Consider the following 16,358-nt stretch of genomic DNA (forward strand, 5'->3'; position numbering starts at 1 on the left):
GCTTGCTTATTTTCGCCGCTACGTGTGCATATATACTTTTAGGATACGACCATGGGAACGACAGTCAGTCAGTTATACCGCGCCATTGACGGCAATTGTGAATACTGTTTCAACATCGAAAGCACCTCCCCCCTTGCCGCAGCCGAGCTGGACCGGCTCCGGCTGGTGTTGGCGGACGGCTTTTTGGCCGAAACCGTTACCGACACCCCCAATCTCGCAGGCGATCGGGTGGTGGAGCTGGGGCCGCGGCTTAATTTTGCCACGGCCTGGTCGTCGAACCTGGTCTCCATCTGCCGGGCCATCGGCCTTGATGCGGTGACCCGGGTGGAACGCTCCCGCCGTTTTCTGGTGGCTCAAGGCGAGGATATCCCCACCTTTGTCGCGGCCAACCACGACCGGATGACCGAGTGCCTCTACCCTGCGCCGCTCACCACCTTTGAAACCGGGGTCACTCCCGAGCCGGTGTATACAATCGACCTGATGAGCCAAGGGCCGGACGGGCTGCTGACCATCCCCGGCATCTCCATGGACGAGTGGGACCGGAATTTCTACTACGACTACTTTGTCACCAAGCACAAGCGCAACCCCACCATTGTCGAGATCATGGATCTCAACAACGCCAACTCCGAGCATTCGCGGCACGGCTTTTTCAGGGGCAAGCAGATCATCGACGGCAAGGAGCAGGAAAAGAACCTTTTTCAACTGGTCACCGACACCCTCACCGCCCATCCCAAGGGCAGCGTCATCGCCTTCAAGGACAACTCCAGCGCCGTAACCGGCCACAAGATCACCACCCTCCTCCCCAATGAGCCGGGCGCGCCGTCTCCCCTCTCCGCCCAGGAGGTGGTCTACCATGTGCTGCTCACCGCCGAGACCCATAACTTCCCCACCGGGGTCGCCCCCTTTCCCGGCGCCGAAACCGGCACCGGTGGCCGAATCCGCGACGTGCAGGGTACCGGCAAAGGCGGCTTTGTCATGGCCGGGACCGCGGGTTACTGCGTGGCCAATCTCCACATCCCCGGCTACGACCTGCCCTGGGAGAACCGCTACGACTGCCCGGACAACCTCGCCTCGGCCCTGACCATCGAGATCGAGGCAAGTAACGGCGCCTCGGATTACGGCAACAAATTCGGCGAGCCCCTGGTCCTGGGCTTTACCCGCTCCTTTGATCTGCGGTTGGACGATGGCGAGCGCTGGGGCTTTTTAAAGCCCATCATGTTCACCGCGGGCGTCGGCCAGATCGATGCCCGGCACACCGCCAAGGCCAAGGAGGAAAAGGGTATGCTCATCGTCCAGGTGGGCGGCCCGGCCTACCGGGTGGGTTTTGGCGGCGGCGCCGCCTCCAGCATGCTCCAGGGCGAGAATGTTTCCGAGCTTGATTTCGACGCAGTGCAGCGCGGCGACGCCGAGATGGAGCAGAAGATGAACCGGGTGATCCGGGCCTGCAACGAGATGGGCGACAAGACCCTGATCGACGTGATCCACGACCAGGGCGCGGGCGGCCCGGCCAATGTCTTAAAGGAGCTGGTGGAGAAATCCGGCGGCCGCATCGAGATCCGCAACATCCGGGTGGGCGACCCCACCATGAGCGTGCTGGAGATTTACGTGGCCGAGTACCAGGAGCGCAACGGTTTCCTGATCCGGCCCGAGAATATCGAAAAGTTCCAGGGCATCTGCGCGAGGGAAAAGGTGGCCTGCGAGGTGCTGGGCGAGGTGACCGGCGATCTGCGCTTTGTGGTGCATGACGCACAGGATGGCTCCACCCCGGTGGATATCGAACTCAACGAGTTGCTGGGCAATGTGCCGGTCAAGACCTTCAGCGATAATCGTCGCCAGCCGGGCTTCAAGCCCCTGGTGGTGCAGGATCTCAGCGTCAAGGATGCCCTGCACAATGTTCTGCGTCTGGTTTCCGTGGGCTCCAAGCGTTTTCTCACCAACAAGGTGGACCGGGCTGTGACCGGGCTGATCGTGCGGCAGCAATGCTGCGGCCCCTTGCAGTTGCCGGTGAGCGATGTGGCCGTCCTGGCGCAGAGCCATTTTGCCAAGTCCGGCGTGGCCACGGCCATTGGCGAGCAGCCCATCAAGATGCTGGTCAACCCGGCGGCCGGGGCGCGGATGGCGGTGGGCGAGGCGTTGACCAATCTGGTTTGGGCCAAGGTGGTTGATTTGGAGCAGGTCAAATGCTCGGCCAACTGGATGTGGGCCCCCAAGCTCCAAGGCGAGGGCGCGGCCATGTACGACGCGGCCCTGGCCATGCGCGAGGCCATGATCGGCGTGGGCATCGCCGTGGACGGCGGCAAGGACAGCCTCTCCATGGCCACCAAGGTGGGCAAGGAAACGGTCAAATCGCCCCGGGAGCTGGTGATCTCGGTGTACGGCGCGGTGGCGGATATCGGTAAGGTGGTGAGCCCGGACATCAAGCAGCCCGGCTCCACCCTGCTGTTCGTGGATCTGGGCAATGGCAAGAACCGGCTCGGCGGCACGGCCCTGGCCCAGACCCTGGGCCAGCTCGGCAACGAGTCGCCGGACATGGACAACCCGGCCCAGGTCAAGCAGGCTTTTTGCGCGGTGCAGGAGCTGATCGAAAAAGGAATGATTGCTGCAGGCCACGACCGCAGCGACGGCGGGCTGATCACCACGGTGCTGGAGATGGCATTTTCCGGCAACTGCGGTCTGGACCTGGCCATGACCGGCACGGCTTCTGCCATCGAAGCGCTGTTCAGCGAAGAGCTGGGAATGGTGCTGGAATGCGTGGCCGGCCAGGAACAGGCAGTGCGGGAAATCCTTGCCAAATATGGGGTGCCTGTTGTCCTGCTCGGCACAACCACCCCGGCCAAGGAGATCCGCATCAGCTATAACGGCACGATGGTGCTGGGCGAGGACATGCGGGTTCTCCGCCAGTGGTGGGAGGAGACCAGCTACCAGTTGGAGCGGCTCCAGATCAAGCCCTCCTGTGCCGACGAAGAGAAGCAGAATATCTATGACCGCAAGGGGCCGACCTACCAGTTGCGCTTCGCCCCGGCCAAGACCGGACCCGAACTGCTGGCAAAAACGAACAAACCCAAGGTCGCCATCCTGCGCGACGAGGGGTCCAATTCCGACCGGGAGATGAGCTCGGCCTTTTATGCCGCTGGCTTTGAGCCCTGGGACGTGACCATGACCGACCTGCTGGACGGCCGCATCACCCTGGACGGCTTCCGGGGGTTGGCCGCGGTGGGAGGCTTTTCCTACGCCGACGTGCCTGAATCCGCCAAGGGCTGGGCTGCGACGATCCTTTTTAACGACCGGCTCAAGGCGATGTTCCAGGCCTTTTACGACCGGCCCGACACCTTTACCCTGGGCATCTGCAACGGCTGCCAGCTCTTCGGTCTGCTGGGGCTGGTGCCCTGGCAGGGGAGGCTCCCGGCTGCGCAGCAGCCCCGCTTTATCCACAATCTTTCGGGAAGGTTCGAATCGCGCTGGGTCACGGTCAAGGTGCTCAAAAGCCCGGCCATGATGCTTGCGGGAATGGAGGATCTGACCTTCGGTATCCACGTGGATCATGGCGAAGGGTTCCTGCATTTCCCAGACCCGGCCATCAAGGCGCAGGTGCTGGCCGGTAACCTTGCCACCCTGGCCTATGTGGACGACGCGGGCCAGCCCACCGAGGCGTATCCCTTCAACCCCAACGGCTCGCCCGGCGGCCTCACCGGCCTCTGCTCGCCCGATGGCCGTCATCTCGCCATGATGCCGCATCCGGAACGCGCCTTTTTGCCCTGGCAATGCCACTGGTTGCCCGAGGAGATGAAGCAGTTGGAAGTTTCGCCCTGGTTGCGGATGTTCCAGAATGCCTATGAGTGGTGCGTGAAGTAGGGGGCAGGGGGCTACAGGCCAAACAACGTGCGCTGACGCGGGTCAACCCCGTTGTCCTGCCCCTGATCCCGGGGGGATGAGCCGTCATCCGCTTGATGGCCCTTAACAAAGAGGAACCGTTCCAGGTTGCGCTGGAACTCCGTCCACTGATACCCTTCGCCTTTCACCTGTCCGGCTAGCCGATCCAGGTAGTTGATCTTGGCGTCCAAGTCGTCCAAAAAGTTGAGGGCAAACGCCTCCTGCATCATGGGCAGGGAGGGGGAGCCGAACTCATGCCGGCCGTGATGACTTAATATAAGATGTTTGAGCCGGTCCCCCAGCTCTTCCGGAAACCCGGATATCCCTTTGATTTTTTCCTGAATCATCTCGATCCCCAGAACCATGTGGCCCACCAACCTCCCCCGATCCGAGTATTCGAAGGGAAAGGAGTCGAAGCTGAATTCCTTGAGCTTGCCGATGTCGTGGAGAAGCGCCCCGGTTATGAGCAGGGAGCGGTCCAGGGTTGGATAGAGGGTGCAGATGCTCTCCGCCAGCCGGGCCACAGCGAGGGTATGTTCCAGCAACCCGCCCACATAGGCATGGTGCATCGCCTTGGCGGCGGGCGCTTTTTTCATGTCGGCCATGAGCTTGCGTTCGCCGAACAGGGTAAGGAGCAGCTCTTTCAAAAAAGGGTTTTCCACGCTGCCGACCAGCTTGACCAGCTCCTTGGCCATCTGGCTGACATTGCCCTTGGTGGAAGGGACGAACAGGGCCAGGTCAACCTCGCTTTCCGCAACCCGGGTGAGGGAGTCGATCCGGAGTTGGAGGATGCCCTTGTAGGCCTGGGCTTGACCGGCAACGGCAACAATGGCACCGCTCGGGCATTCGCCCATGAGCTGTTCGGCATTCTCCCAGACCCGCCCGGAGATCTCGCCGCTGGCGTCCATGAGGACCAAGCTCAGATAAGGTTTGCCAGCCTTGGTCTCGCCCCGGTTTATCTCCCGGACAAGGAAAAGGTCGTGGATTGCCTGGCCGTCGGCGATCTCTTTTATTTGAATGTTTTTGGTGGCAGTTGTCATGGGACTCGTGGATGAGGGTGGAGGGGATTTTGCGGGAGACTCCAGAATATTCTGGCAGCTATTGCACCCAGTTTTCCAGGCGCAGGCCGTCAACCCTTTCGAATTCCTTGGTGTTGTTGGTCACCAAGGTTAGGTTTTGAGATCGAGCCAATCCAGCGATAAGTAGGTCGTAGGGGCCGATGGGCATGCCTTTTTTTTCAAGTTCTGCCCGGATGATTGCTGCGTCGGCAGCGGCAGAACGGTCCAGGTCAATGAGATTGAGAGGAAGAAGAAATTTGGCCAGGGCCTCCTGAGAGCGTTGGCGGTATTGGCTTTTTTCAACCCCATACTCAAGCTCGAAGAGCGTGATCGTGGAGATTGCAACATCCTGCGGTGAATGCTGCCTGAATTGCGCAAGCGCTTCCGGGGGGCGTTTTTTGATAAGATAAATGCAGATGTTGGTATCGAGCAAATAGTGCATCAGAAAGATTCTCTTTTCTGCATATCTGGTTGATTCCGCCCACCTGCCATGAAGTCTTCGGGGAATTCGTTAAGAGAGTCGAACAACGAATCCCAGGTCGTTTCCAGCGGTTCCAAAATGACCTGGTTGCCTTTTTGGGATATTTTAACCATATCGCCAGGCATTCTAAATTCCTTTGGGAGCCGGACGGCCTGTGAACTTCCATTTTGAAAAAGTTTAGCGGTTTCCATGTCAGCACCCCTTGTCGTATATATATTATATATATACTTTTCGGCTCTCAAGAGCAATCTTCTTTTTGAGTTGTTTTTTCAACCGACCCTCTGCAACATGTCGTCAACCCGGCGGAAGCCGGGGTCCAGAACTCATCAACGGTGTGGAAACACAGGATTGTGGTCTCGTTCCGTTCGCGTACCTCCGGTTTTTCCGGAATAACGGAATTTGCGTATGGCGTTATTTTGCACAAGGCTCAATTATTTCAATAATGATACCGTGCCTGGAGAAAATCTACCCGATCATCGGTCACCAGATAGACAATTCGGTGTTCCTGCGTTAACCGACGGGACCACATGCCCGGTGCGAGGTATTTTAATGGTTCGGGTTTACCGATACCAAAGAAAGGGGCGCGCATGATCGCCTCAATAAGGGTGAAGGCGCGCAAGGCAACCTTTCGCTCTGTTTCCACCCAATGACGGAGGTCCTCCCGGAATTCAGGATGAAACACGGCGGCCCTGGAGTTTTTGTCGTTGGCCGGGGTGGACTTTTTCACTCAAGCCCCAGTTCATTTTTGAGGGTTTGCGGTGATTCGGCTCGTCCCTCCCGATTCAATGCCCGTTCCAAAGCGGAAAGAAGCCGCCGGGCATTCTCTGGGGAGCGCAAGAGGTGGGCGGTTTCCTGGAGGCTTGCAAGCTCATCGGCGGCAATAAGGGCCACGTCTTCGGCTCCACGCCGCTGGATGATGATGGTTTCCCGATTTGTTGTCGCGGCATCGCAAAGGCCAGCGAATCTGGCGCGTGCATCGGTGTAGGTAGTTTGGATTGGCATGGCATTCTCCCTTATTATATTACGTACAGGAATACTGTACAACATGGGAGGGGTTCCGTCAAGCCGGACCGGATATGGATTCTACTCGATGGGTCTAGTGTTGGGCACCGGACTATCGACGGGGGCTCGTCTTTTTCGCAACCCGCACAACGCCAAGATGAGGCGGCTTCCATTCGAGTGTGAAAATCGGACCGATATCAGGGATCGCGGGAAGATACTCCGGGACGAGATCGCTTAAGGCTGCAGGAGGCGTCCCGTTCATTTTTTCGTGACGCTGTATAGCGTTAAGCACCGTAACCGCCTTTTCAAAGGCGGCGATTTCCTCTGCATACCGCATTTTGATCTGCTCATCTTTTTCAGAGGCGTACATGCCTCGCAACCCTATCAACGCGGCATAAATATTTCCGCCTTCGGCGGAGAGGAGGTTGGCAAGGTGCTCCAACATGGGGGGGCCGTTGGGCTTTGCCGCGGCAAGATGAAAGAGCCGCGCCGCTTGCAAGGGTTCGTCAAGGTGGTACAGATGATTGAACCCGGCAAAAAATGGCAATACAAAGTTGTCTGGTAGTGCGGCCATCCCCTGGGCAAAAACACTGTTTGCGCGCCGGGCGTAGTCGTTGTTGATATAGGGCAAAATTGCCTGGCAGAGAAAATAGGTGTCGATGAACTGCGGATGCAAAGTGGCGGCAGTGGTAAAGTGCTGGGCAAGGGGATCTGCATATTCCAACGGATCACGACCTGGCTTGACTCCGCCATAAAAAACGCTGGCCTTGATGAACTGCATTTCCCCGCCCAGTTGCCGGAGGTAGCCGAGGGAGATTTTCTGGATTGCGGGGGGTAGGGGGTGGGAGAGCTGCTGGCTGCTTTCGGAAAACCGGGCTTCCTGGAGATAGAAGAGCGCCCCATAGGAGAAAAGAAGGAGAAAAAACAGGGGCAGCCTGGCGCTCATTGTAGGTCCCTACGTTGGTAGACCACGCAGGCAAGCCAGAGAAAAAGGCCAATGTAGGAGATGGTCAGTCCGAAGTTGATCAGCATAAGTGAGAGATCCGGTAACGGGTCTGACGAGGCAATCATATTCTTGAAGTCCAGCCGGTCGAAATCCGGGAAAACCGCAGTCATCCAGAGAAGCATGGTCTTCAGGCCGGTTAATCCTTCGCTCCTTGCCGCCTGCGGAATTACGCTCTCCCGCACTACCGGCAAGCCGGAGCAGATGGCGTAAAAGGAAAGAGAGATGAGCAGCACCGCAAAACTGCCGCGCACCAGGCCGGAGAAAAAGAGGATAACGGAAAGCAGCATCATCTCCATGGCCACCAGGCCGAACCAAGCTAGCAGGAACGACAGCATATTGAACTGGCTGAAGTAGACCGGCGCCACCATTTGTTTGATAACCAGCAGGGCGCCGAAGCCCAGACCGCCCAGGAGCAGGTTCAGCAGCAGGAGGAGTCCTGCAAGCCCGGCGAAGATGCCGAGCACATATTCTCCCCGTGAAATCGGCCTGGCCAGCAGGGAATAGATGACTTTTCTTTCCTCATCCAGGGCGATGACCTGCACCCCGTGGAAAAAAAGAAAGATAAAGCCGGAAAGCCAGGCCAGGGAGAGGATGAAATCACTGGAGGCCCTGCCAATATCCCTGGGGATAAAGTCAAAGAACAAGAGCGCCCCGGCCTGGGCCGCCACTGAAAGGGCGATGAGTCCGAGGAGCGCATGGCGGCGGAGGCCGTCGAGCAGGACCAGACGGGCAAGGGCAGTGATGCGTCTCAGGCCGTTAAGCATTATTGCTTACCTCATTAACAAGGCTGAGGTAGCCATCAACAAAGGTGGGGCAGCCCTGCTGCTCCGCCAAGGAGTGGGGTTGGCCCTCAAAGATTTTCTGCCCTTGGTGCAGCACCAAAACCCGGTCCACCAGCCGGTCCACATCTTCCAGAATATGCGAACAGAAGAGGATAGTCCTGCCCTGGCATTTCAGTTCGGTAATGAGCGCAAGAATATCGGCCCGACCGATGGGGTCCAGGCCGCTCATGGGTTCGTCGAGGATCAACAACTCCGGCTCATTGAGCAGGGCGATGGCAAAGTTGGCCCGCTGTTGCATGCCTTTGGAATAATTGCGGAGAGGTCTTTTTCGTGCTTCCCAGAGGCCAAGGCGGCGGAGCCATTTTTCCGAGGCGGTGCAAACCTCCTGTTGCCCCATGTCGCAGGCGCGGCCGGTGAAGCGCAGCATATCAAGGACGGTAAGGTTCGAGGGAAAATTGGCGGTTTCCGGCAGGTAGCCGATCCGGCGGCGGATTTCTGGGTTTTTCGGAGATGATCCTAGTATCGAGATGGAACCGGCATCAGGCCGGATAAAGTCCATGAGCAGCTTGATAGCCGTACTTTTGCCCGCGCCGTTGGCGCCGATAAGGCCAAGAGTTTCTCCTCGGGAGAGAGAAAAAGAGATGGCCGTAAGTGCGGTATGAGCTGCGGATGTAAGCTCTTTCGCATAGGTCTTTGAAACAGTATCAAATATAATCATGCGGAAATGGTACAAGGCCTGCAAAAGAAGTCAAATGAAAAAAGGCTGTTGGCTGAGGGCGGACGATAGAAAGATAGCAAGCAGCGTCCCCCGCTGGCTCCCCGGGAAAGATGAAAGAATTCTCTCGCATTCCAGGTTTGGTCGTCGAAAACTGGATCAGATAAAGGCGAATTGGGCTTGATTTTGTGGTCTGACCCCGATTTTTGTTTGCTGATGGTGGGCATGACCCACCTCACGGGGATATTTTGTAACTAGCCTGTTGGGCAAATGATTGAAAAAGGCGACTGCTGTTGAGCGGGAAAAGACGATATGGCAGAGTAGCAGGGGGAGAAAAACAAGTCAACCCTTTAGGCGGGTCTTGTTGCAAGGGCGAAAAGCATTGTGGGGATTCGGTGAAATTGGAATATAAATAAATCCGGCCCATTTTTTTTCTGATAAAGCAAGTAAGGCCGGGTGTAACCCGGCCTTACTTTGACTACAGTATGATATTTTGCTGAAACTTCAATTGACTACATTGATGCCCAGTTTTTCGCAGCACCTGTGGTTCCTGTTAATTCTAGGGTGCCGAGAGCTGCCGCAGGAACATCGGCTACCAATAATGCAGTACCCGCAACATGAGTCGCACGGAACATAGAACTACTGTCGGAGTCACGTCCATATGCGCTATCACCCTGGGTATGCTTAGCCAGCAGCACGTAAGAAGTGCCTATTACTGGAGCAGCAGCTGTTACTACAGTTGAATAGCCTGTAACAACACCATTACTGACGGCAAACCCAACAGTGCCCAAAGCGTTATGAAGAAAAGCCCCAGCTACAGTCGCAGTCGCGGCTTGCAGAGGCCCAACAGTAATCACTGCAGGAGCAGCAACTGCGGCCGCTGGCGCCAACACAGCTGCCGCTGTAGCGGAGCCATAGCCTTGTGTATCTGCAAATAAAGCCTCTTGAGCTGTACCGAGATTTCTCAAATCAGACATTGCTCCCGCATTGAATCCCCGTATCCGATACGCTGCGAACTGCGGGATGGCGATGGCCGCCAGGATGCCGATGATCGCGACAACGATCATCAACTCTACGAGGGTGAAACCTTTTTGGTTCTTCATGATACGCTCCTTTGTGTGTGGTGGTGTCCGGTAAATATGCAACTGAATACGTTATATGGTCTAGCCACGGCTTGGGTCAAATCCAATTTTCATGCCAGCGCGGTTATTATTTTGAAAATCAGGATTTGTGCTTTGATTTTAGGGTGTTGTCTCGAGGGGTAAAAAAGGAAACGAGGCTGGAGTGGGTGTCGTGACATATTTTGTCATCTTTTACTGACGTTCTGTGTCAGTGCGGTCATGCCCGATGTATTTTTATTCTAGGAAAAGAGTATGGCGTGTATGCTGGATAGGTGGCGATACTGTTTTTTCATGGTTGTAAAACCCTACAGAATCTTGGAGGAAAGGCATGCGGATCTGGAATTTGAAGGTGCAGACTATTCTCGCCTTTTTTCTGGTTCTCGGGGTTGGCATGCTGCTGGTAAACGTTGTGTCCATGCAACTCTGGAAACGGCAGGCTGTGGGCGCCGAACTGGATCATGCCCGGCGCCTGCTGGCGGTCATGGCCAGGCTTGGGCCTGCGGTTGGCGGAGAAGAAGGGTTTCGGGTTGAAATCGAGCAGATGGTGCGGTCGGAGGAAGCCATTGTCTGCGCCGGCGCGGTAATTGGACGGAGCAAAACCATCACCCTCTCGGCGGGATGTGCTGATTATGCCACCGCTCTTGAGAGCGCCTTGACGAACGCCGCCCACTCCGGGGTTGCGAGCAGCCGCCGGCTTTCTCCTCCCCCCGGCGTGGCGTCAGGCCCGCGAAGCAATTTGTTGCTTGTCGCGCAGCCTTTTTCATCCCCGGATGGATCAAGGGGCGCCATGGCCATGGTCCGTTCCACCGGTCCGATTGATGCCCAATTGTGGGAGAATGAAAAAATCATCCTTGCCTATATGCTTGCCAATGCGGTGGTGCTGGCGGTTGTCGGCCTTTTTCGCATGGTCAAGCTCGTTGTCCGCCCTTTGGAGCGCCTTGCCGAACAGGCGGATACCTATTCCCTGCGGCATGATTTTTTGCCTTTTCCAGGGCGGCCCGGAAATGAGTTTGGCCGTCTCTCTTCCAGCTTGAACCGTATGATCGCGCAACTTGAAGAGGATCGGGGAGCGCTGCTGGACAAGGTGGCCTCGCTGAAATGCGCAAACGAGGAGTTGGAACGGAACCGGCGGGAGATGGTGCGGGCGGAAAAGATGGCCTCCATAGGCAGGCTGGCAGCAGGTCTTGCCCATGAGATCGGCAATCCGCTGGGTGTTGTGCAGGGATATCTGGATCTTCTCGGGCAAGGGGCAGTCTCTTCCGAGGAAAGAAAGGAGTTCGCGCGGCGCGCCGAACAGGAGGTGGCGCGGGTGGGCAGACTGATCCGGCAGTTGCTTGACTATGCCCGGCCGATCGAAGGCGCCCCCGCGCCGGTGCGGGTAAGGGAGCTTTTGGCGGATTGCCTGGAGCTGTTTCGCCATGGCAACCATGCCCACATCGGCTTTTTCCTTGAATCGGAGGCGGAAGACGATCTGGTTCTGGCCGACGCCGACGGTTTGCGGCAGGTCTTTGTGAATTGCATCATGAATGCGGTTGATGCCCTTGGCACGCTTCCGGAAGGGAGAGTCGTTGCCCGGTGCCTTAATGGGCAGGAGGGGGATCGGCGATATATCCGGGTGGTTATCAAGGATAACGGTCCGGGAATTGCACAAGAACATCTGGAGAGCGTGTTCGAGCCTTTTTTCACCACCAAGGAGCCGGGCAGAGGGACAGGGTTGGGACTGGCGGTGTCCTGTGCGCTTGTCGAGAATTGGGGCGGGAGGATCTGGGCTGAAAACGTCCGGGCTGAAGATGGCGCGGGTGCGGCGATCTGGATTTCGCTGCCCTTGGCCGCATCCTTAGATAAGGAAAAAGGCCTTGCCGACACGGGCAAGGTGGCATGACAGGAGATGGGCATGGCGGGTGATGGAGGGCGGTTGCTGATAATCGATGATGAGGAAAGCATGTTGGAGATGCTTTCCATTGTCACCTCCAAGGGGGGATACCAGGTAACCCTGGCCAGAAACGGCGAGGAAGGCCTCGGTGCCCTGGGAAAAGGGAGTTTTTCCCTGGTGTTGTGCGATCTGAAGATGCCCCGCCTTGATGGGATGGGATTTTTGGAAAAAGCCAAGGAACAGGGCATTGAGGCGCCTATTATAATGATGTCCGCCTATGCGGCCATTGAGGATGCCGTGGCAGCGATAAAGGCCGGGGCCTATGATTTTATCACCAAGCCGTTTAAGGCGGATGAGGTGCTCCTGACTCTGGGCAGGGCCGCGGAGCATATGCGGTTACGGCGGGAAAATCTTCTGCTGCGCAGGCAGATCGATGATTTGCAGCGGGAGCAGGGGCTTGCCGACATGGTCGGCAAGAGCGGCGTCATGGTCTCCTTTCTGCAAACAGTGGTCAAGGTGGCCCAATACGACACCACGGTGCTCATCACCGGCGAATCCGGCACCGGCAAGGAGCTGGTGGCGCGGGGGATTCACCACAAAAGCGGTCGGGCCGACAAGCCGTTTCTGGCTGTCAATTGCGGCGGGATGCCGTCGAGCCTGCTCGAAAGCGAGTTGTTCGGGTATGTGAAAGGCGCTTTCACTGGCGCGGAAAAAGATCGCAAGGGCATATTCCAGGAGGCGCATGGCGGCACCCTCTTTTTGGATGAGATCGGCGAACTCCCGCCCGATGCCCAGGTGAAGTTGCTGCGGGTGTTGCAGGAGCGGGAGGTGCGGCCAGTGGGCGGGGCGCGGGCAGTGCCGGTCGATGTGCGGGTGCTGGCGGCGACAGCCCGGGATTTGGAAGAGGAGGTGGCGGTGGGCCGGTTTCGGGAGGATCTGTTTTACCGGCTTAATGTAATCCGGCTGCATGTGCCGCCGTTGCGCGAACGCATGGAAGATATCCCCCTACTCTGCGCCCGTTTGCTCGACCGGATCGCGGCCAAACTCGACAGACAGCCCCCGGAACTGCGCTCGGCTACCCTGGCGGCGCTGCTTCGCCATCGTTGGCCCGGCAACGTCCGGGAGTTGGAAAACGCTTTGGAGCGGGCGATGGTGCTGGCCGAGGGAAGCGTCATCATGCCGGAGCATCTGCCGGAAAATCTTGCGGGGATGGCAGATGCATGCAGCACTGGCATAGAAAAGGTGCTGGGCACCTCCTACTCCATGAAAAGGGAGCAGCGGGAAATGGAGCGTGCTTTGATCGCCAAGGCCCTGGCAGCCACCGGTGGCAACAAGAGCAAGGCGGGCCTGCTGCTTGAGATCAGCTATCCTTCTCTGCTGAGCAAAATGAAGGAATACGGGCTGTGATAGAGATTAATGAATGGGAGAAGCGGGGGGCTTGCTTGACTTCTAAAACAGGCAGCAGCCTTAATATGCGTATGTTCCTGACAATCTAGCCCTTTCCCTTGAATTTCCCGCGCTTTGGCCTTGGATTTCAGTCTGAAACAGATACGGGATATGTTGCGGGATAACCGTGCCACTGCTGTTGTTGACCACCCCCCCGCCCACCAGAACGTTTGAAGATGTGCCGCTGTTGCCGAGGCTTGTCCTCAATATGGCGGTATTTACTGTCATATTGGGGGTTGACGCTGTAAACACCATCGTCAAGGTCGCATCTGGGTTATCGTCAGGATAAACTCCGTCATTAATATCACCAGTCGTCGTGAGTTTTGTGGTGAAATCCGCGTCAGCAATCAGAGGGGTCAACATACCACCGTAGTTTCCCATGGTGCTCAGGGGAGCGCCTCCCACCCCTCTTTGGATGATTTCTTTTGCAAAAAAATTCATGCCGCCATGAGAAGCTTCCAGCGCCGTCTGGTATCGTTTTTTTGAGCCGCTCGTCCAAGTGCCAGTCCCCGCCATATAAAGGAGAGACGCTATCATGAGCATGCCAATAAGGCCCAAAATCAAAGCCATGACCAGCGCAACGCCTCTCTCGTTACCAAGGATTGCTGGCGGCGCAGAAAGCCGTATCCCTGTCGTGGGCCTTGGTGTGCTTTTCTCTTTTGCAGGGGAGACGGATATTTTTCGGATAATCAGCCGCCGCATATGGCTTTCCTCCATAGTGTTCATTGTAAATTCCTGGGTGTTACTGCCAGGCTGTATACCTTCCAGCGGTAGTTGGCCCAGGTTGCGCCGATGCTTGCGTTCAGGTCAAACGTCCGGCCCGCGCCAGCCAGCAGGGTAACTCCGTCCGTATCCACTTGACCGACATTAATATTGGCGTTTGGATGCGTGTAGGTGGCATCCACGCCGCCTTCATGGGTGAGCACATAACATCGGATGGACTTCACCCGTTCCCGGATCTGCTGGGCTGTCAGGCCATTAAGTCCACTGGCGTCGACTCTCGTATCCCATCCCCCATCGCCATTGGTGTCAAGATAATAGACCACCTGGAAATCGGCCACGCAATCCACGATGGGCAAGATGAAAAAGTTGTCGTCGCCATGGTTCAGCGTAGCCTTGACCAGAGTGCCCGTGCCTGGTGCACATTGGGCCGGTACGCCTGCGTTGTTGATATAGTAATCGGTGCGGTTGAATGGCCTTCTCGGATCGCTGTCATCAAGCCCGTAAAGGAGATAGCGTTCGCCGTTGGGGTCTCTGGGCGTCTCGGGTGGGGCAAAGGGCGCCAAAGCAGCGGCTGTCGGTTTAGCAAAATAGTTCGTGCCATCCAGGACAAGTCGGCGGTTTTCGCCGGGGCTGACCTGGGGGCGGATGACAATTACCCTGTCCGCGTCAGCGCCCGAGTCATCGAAAGCATCGTCGCTCAAAGATTGAATGGAGACTGCGTGCGCGATATCCCGCCCCAGCCAACCCCATTTTTGGCTGGAATTGCTCCGTACTACGTTCAAACCCTTGATTGCCAGATAATCGGAACCATTCAGGCTCAAGGCGGAGGCATCTTCACTGGTCACTGCCCTTGGCACATTGGGGAAATCATTCATCGCTGCAGGCGCTGTAGGCGCAGCAGGTTCAGAATAAGGACTTGGCGTTACCCCGACCGGGAATTCCCAAGGTAGGCCAAAGCCGGCGTGTTCAAGATCGGACCGCAGTAAATCCAGGCCGACCCCTGTTTCAACCTTTGTTTCCGCAATGCGCCACTGGCGGGAGCTTGTTCGCATAACCGGCGTGAAGCTGCTAAACACCATGGCCATCAGGATTCCCAAAAGAGTCATATAGATTAGCAGCTCTATGAGGGAGAAGCCGAGTTCTTCCTGTAACAAGGTTTTACCGTGCTGTTTCATGTCCGCCCTTTAATAATGATGGCATCGGCCCCAAAAAAGCCGCGCTGGCATCAGTTCCCGTCGTGTACCCGTCCCTTTTTTTGCAAGGACAAAGTTAATCACTGCGCACGATTATTGTACTTAAGGACACCTGACGATTCATGCCTGTGGCCGGCAGGGCAGCCCCTCCTGCGGGATCGTCCCAGCCCACGGCCACATCGATGCGCTTGAGTTCGATGGCGGCAGTCGCCAGGTCGTCGATTTGTGTTGATCTGACAAAGGAGAATGCCCCCCCGCGTATATTGCTCAACACGTTGGCTGGGGCGGTCCATGTCGGCGGATCTGTTGCAGCCAGGGCACCTGAAGTACCAAAGACGGAAAACTGTTCTCCTTTAAGTCGATTCAACTCATCTTCCGCCAGCCTAAGCGCCTCGTCACGCACGACGTTTCCTTTGTTGGTCCGGAGGACGGTTAGAAGCCCTCCGGCCACCCCCAGCATGATCACCATAAAGACAAGCAGGGCAATCATAATTTCCACCAGGGTAAAACCCTGTTGCCTGTGTAATTTTTGTTTATTGTTGTTCACAGGTCGCTACTCCTCCAATGATTCGCATTAAGCCCATATTGATCCGGGTTGGTGCTACCGTGATACAATCCACGCCAGGGGAGGCATTCGGGGAATAACCAGTAATGCTTATGGTCTGAATGTTGTTGGTCATGCCTCTTCTGTTAAAAACAATCGGAGAAATTGCGAACTGAATAGCAAATTGTTGATAGGGCTTTGTTGTTGTGGGTTCGCCTGCGTCAACAACGCCATTCCCGTCAGTCGCTTCAACAATACCATCCCCGTCATCGTCCTGGGTAACTTGCACTTGGTTAGCCGTCAATGTGACCAGATTTTGGGTGTTGGTGTTCGCCGCATCGTTTCTGGCTTTCATCAAAATGGAGTGAATCTCCTTGGTGTAGGATTCTACGGTATATTTATCATTCCATTGTCTAATATTCATGGTTGCAATTGTCAGAACGATTCCGATTATGGCAACAACCACCATGAGTTCGACCAATGTGAAGCCAGATTTGGCCGTCATTGTGCATCGCCTAGAATGGAAATGTGTTTTTTCGCCTGC

Annotated in this window: 15 protein-coding genes and 1 pseudogene; 3 read left to right on the forward strand and 13 right to left on the reverse strand. The window is 56.6% G+C overall.

Going from position 1 to position 16,358, the window contains the following annotated elements:
• Window positions 1–51: 51 nt before the first annotated feature.
• The gene (gene purL / locus MWR57_RS02790; protein WP_423123263.1) at window positions 52–3,852 is read left to right on the forward strand and encodes a phosphoribosylformylglycinamidine synthase; all 3,801 of its coding nucleotides are present in this window, start codon (window positions 52–54) and stop codon (window positions 3,850–3,852) included.
• Window positions 3,853–3,863: 11 nt separating this feature from the next.
• Here the strand turns inward: purL and MWR57_RS02795 are convergent, their stop codons facing one another.
• From MWR57_RS02795 to MWR57_RS02835, 9 genes and pseudogenes are all read right to left on the reverse strand, one after another.
• Window positions 3,864–4,910, reverse strand: coding sequence for a 3'-5' exoribonuclease YhaM family protein (locus MWR57_RS02795; protein ID WP_423123264.1), 1,047 nt, complete (start codon window positions 4,908–4,910; stop codon window positions 3,864–3,866).
• A 58-nt stretch (window positions 4,911–4,968) separates the two neighbouring features.
• Window positions 4,969–5,370 carry a type II toxin-antitoxin system tRNA(fMet)-specific endonuclease VapC gene (gene vapC / locus MWR57_RS02800; protein WP_423123265.1) on the reverse strand — a complete coding sequence of 134 codons (402 nt, stop codon included), beginning with the start codon at window positions 5,368–5,370 and terminating at the stop codon, window positions 4,969–4,971.
• Window positions 5,370–5,600, reverse strand: coding sequence for a type II toxin-antitoxin system antitoxin VapB (gene vapB, locus MWR57_RS02805; protein ID WP_423123266.1), 231 nt, complete (start codon window positions 5,598–5,600; stop codon window positions 5,370–5,372). Before vapB ends, vapC begins: the two co-directional genes overlap by 1 nt.
• Before the next feature lie 245 nt (window positions 5,601–5,845).
• The gene (locus MWR57_RS02810; RefSeq protein WP_423123267.1) at window positions 5,846–6,136 is read right to left on the reverse strand and encodes a Txe/YoeB family addiction module toxin; all 291 of its coding nucleotides are present in this window, start codon (window positions 6,134–6,136) and stop codon (window positions 5,846–5,848) included.
• On the reverse strand, window positions 6,133–6,411 hold the full coding sequence (locus tag MWR57_RS02815) for a type II toxin-antitoxin system Phd/YefM family antitoxin (protein ID WP_423123268.1): 279 nt from the start codon (window positions 6,409–6,411) through the stop codon (window positions 6,133–6,135). The genes MWR57_RS02810 and MWR57_RS02815 overlap by 4 nt, the downstream gene beginning before the upstream one ends.
• 112 nt (window positions 6,412–6,523) lie before the next feature.
• Window positions 6,524–7,192, reverse strand: coding sequence for a hypothetical protein (locus tag MWR57_RS02820; protein ID WP_423123269.1), 669 nt, complete (start codon window positions 7,190–7,192; stop codon window positions 6,524–6,526).
• 161 nt (window positions 7,193–7,353) lie between these two features.
• Window positions 7,354–8,181 carry a hypothetical protein gene (locus MWR57_RS02825; RefSeq protein ID WP_423123270.1) on the reverse strand — a complete coding sequence of 276 codons (828 nt, stop codon included), beginning with the start codon at window positions 8,179–8,181 and terminating at the stop codon, window positions 7,354–7,356.
• The gene (locus MWR57_RS02830) at window positions 8,174–8,917 is read right to left on the reverse strand and encodes an ABC transporter ATP-binding protein (protein WP_423123271.1); all 744 of its coding nucleotides are present in this window, start codon (window positions 8,915–8,917) and stop codon (window positions 8,174–8,176) included. Before MWR57_RS02830 ends, MWR57_RS02825 begins: the two co-directional genes overlap by 8 nt.
• A 1,006-nt stretch (window positions 8,918–9,923) precedes the next feature.
• Window positions 9,924–10,017 (reverse strand): annotated as a pseudogene (locus MWR57_RS02835) (prepilin-type N-terminal cleavage/methylation domain-containing protein); the annotation flags it as partial.
• Window positions 10,018–10,363: 346 nt separating this feature from the next.
• On the opposite strand from MWR57_RS02835, the gene MWR57_RS02840 reads away from it, so the two are divergent.
• Both MWR57_RS02840 and MWR57_RS02845 read left to right on the forward strand, forming a co-directional pair.
• Entirely contained in the window at window positions 10,364–11,917 is a 1,554-nt protein-coding gene (locus tag MWR57_RS02840) for a sensor histidine kinase (RefSeq protein WP_423123272.1), read from the forward strand.
• Between the two features lie 12 nt (window positions 11,918–11,929).
• Window positions 11,930–13,315, forward strand: a complete 1,386-nt coding sequence (locus MWR57_RS02845) for a sigma-54-dependent transcriptional regulator (protein ID WP_423123273.1) — start codon at window positions 11,930–11,932, stop codon at window positions 13,313–13,315.
• Window positions 13,316–13,375: 60 nt separating this feature from the next.
• Here the strand turns inward: MWR57_RS02845 and MWR57_RS02850 are convergent, their stop codons facing one another.
• From MWR57_RS02850 to MWR57_RS02865, 4 genes are all read right to left on the reverse strand, one after another.
• Complete coding sequence (locus MWR57_RS02850; RefSeq protein ID WP_423123274.1) at window positions 13,376–14,080, reverse strand: hypothetical protein; 705 nt, start codon at window positions 14,078–14,080, stop codon at window positions 13,376–13,378.
• Window positions 14,077–15,252 carry a prepilin-type N-terminal cleavage/methylation domain-containing protein gene (locus MWR57_RS02855; protein WP_423123275.1) on the reverse strand — a complete coding sequence of 392 codons (1,176 nt, stop codon included), beginning with the start codon at window positions 15,250–15,252 and terminating at the stop codon, window positions 14,077–14,079. The genes MWR57_RS02850 and MWR57_RS02855 overlap by 4 nt, the downstream gene beginning before the upstream one ends.
• Window positions 15,253–15,346: 94 nt before the next feature.
• Window positions 15,347–15,817 carry a type IV pilus modification PilV family protein gene (locus MWR57_RS02860; protein ID WP_423123276.1) on the reverse strand — a complete coding sequence of 157 codons (471 nt, stop codon included), beginning with the start codon at window positions 15,815–15,817 and terminating at the stop codon, window positions 15,347–15,349.
• Entirely contained in the window at window positions 15,804–16,319 is a 516-nt protein-coding gene (locus MWR57_RS02865; protein WP_423123277.1) for a pilus assembly FimT family protein, read from the reverse strand. Before MWR57_RS02865 ends, MWR57_RS02860 begins: the two co-directional genes overlap by 14 nt.
• Between the last annotated feature and the right edge of the window lie 39 nt (window positions 16,320–16,358).

The sequence above is a fragment of the Hydrosulfovibrio ferrireducens genome (assembly GCF_046883345.1).
Classification (GTDB): domain Bacteria; phylum Desulfobacterota; class Desulfobulbia; order Desulfobulbales; family Desulfurivibrionaceae; genus Thiovibrio; species Thiovibrio ferrireducens.

Coding starts and splice junctions, on each gene's coding strand:
- purL (WP_423123263.1), top strand. CDS start 52: ATGGGAACGACAGTCAGTCAGTTATACCGCGCCATTGACGGCAATTGT.
- MWR57_RS02795 (WP_423123264.1), bottom strand. CDS start 4,910: ATGACAACTGCCACCAAAAACATTCAAATAAAAGAGATCGCCGACGGC.
- vapC (WP_423123265.1), bottom strand. CDS start 5,370: ATGCACTATTTGCTCGATACCAACATCTGCATTTATCTTATCAAAAAA.
- vapB (WP_423123266.1), bottom strand. CDS start 5,600: ATGGAAACCGCTAAACTTTTTCAAAATGGAAGTTCACAGGCCGTCCGG.
- MWR57_RS02815 (WP_423123268.1), bottom strand. CDS start 6,411: ATGCCAATCCAAACTACCTACACCGATGCACGCGCCAGATTCGCTGGC.
- MWR57_RS02820 (WP_423123269.1), bottom strand. CDS start 7,192: ATGCAGTTCATCAAGGCCAGCGTTTTTTATGGCGGAGTCAAGCCAGGT.
- MWR57_RS02825 (WP_423123270.1), bottom strand. CDS start 8,181: ATGCTTAACGGCCTGAGACGCATCACTGCCCTTGCCCGTCTGGTCCTG.
- MWR57_RS02830 (WP_423123271.1), bottom strand. CDS start 8,917: ATGATTATATTTGATACTGTTTCAAAGACCTATGCGAAAGAGCTTACA.
- MWR57_RS02840 (WP_423123272.1), top strand. CDS start 10,364: ATGCGGATCTGGAATTTGAAGGTGCAGACTATTCTCGCCTTTTTTCTG.
- MWR57_RS02845 (WP_423123273.1), top strand. CDS start 11,930: ATGGCGGGTGATGGAGGGCGGTTGCTGATAATCGATGATGAGGAAAGC.
- MWR57_RS02850 (WP_423123274.1), bottom strand. CDS start 14,080: ATGAACACTATGGAGGAAAGCCATATGCGGCGGCTGATTATCCGAAAA.
- MWR57_RS02855 (WP_423123275.1), bottom strand. CDS start 15,252: ATGAAACAGCACGGTAAAACCTTGTTACAGGAAGAACTCGGCTTCTCC.
- MWR57_RS02865 (WP_423123277.1), bottom strand. CDS start 16,319: ATGACGGCCAAATCTGGCTTCACATTGGTCGAACTCATGGTGGTTGTT.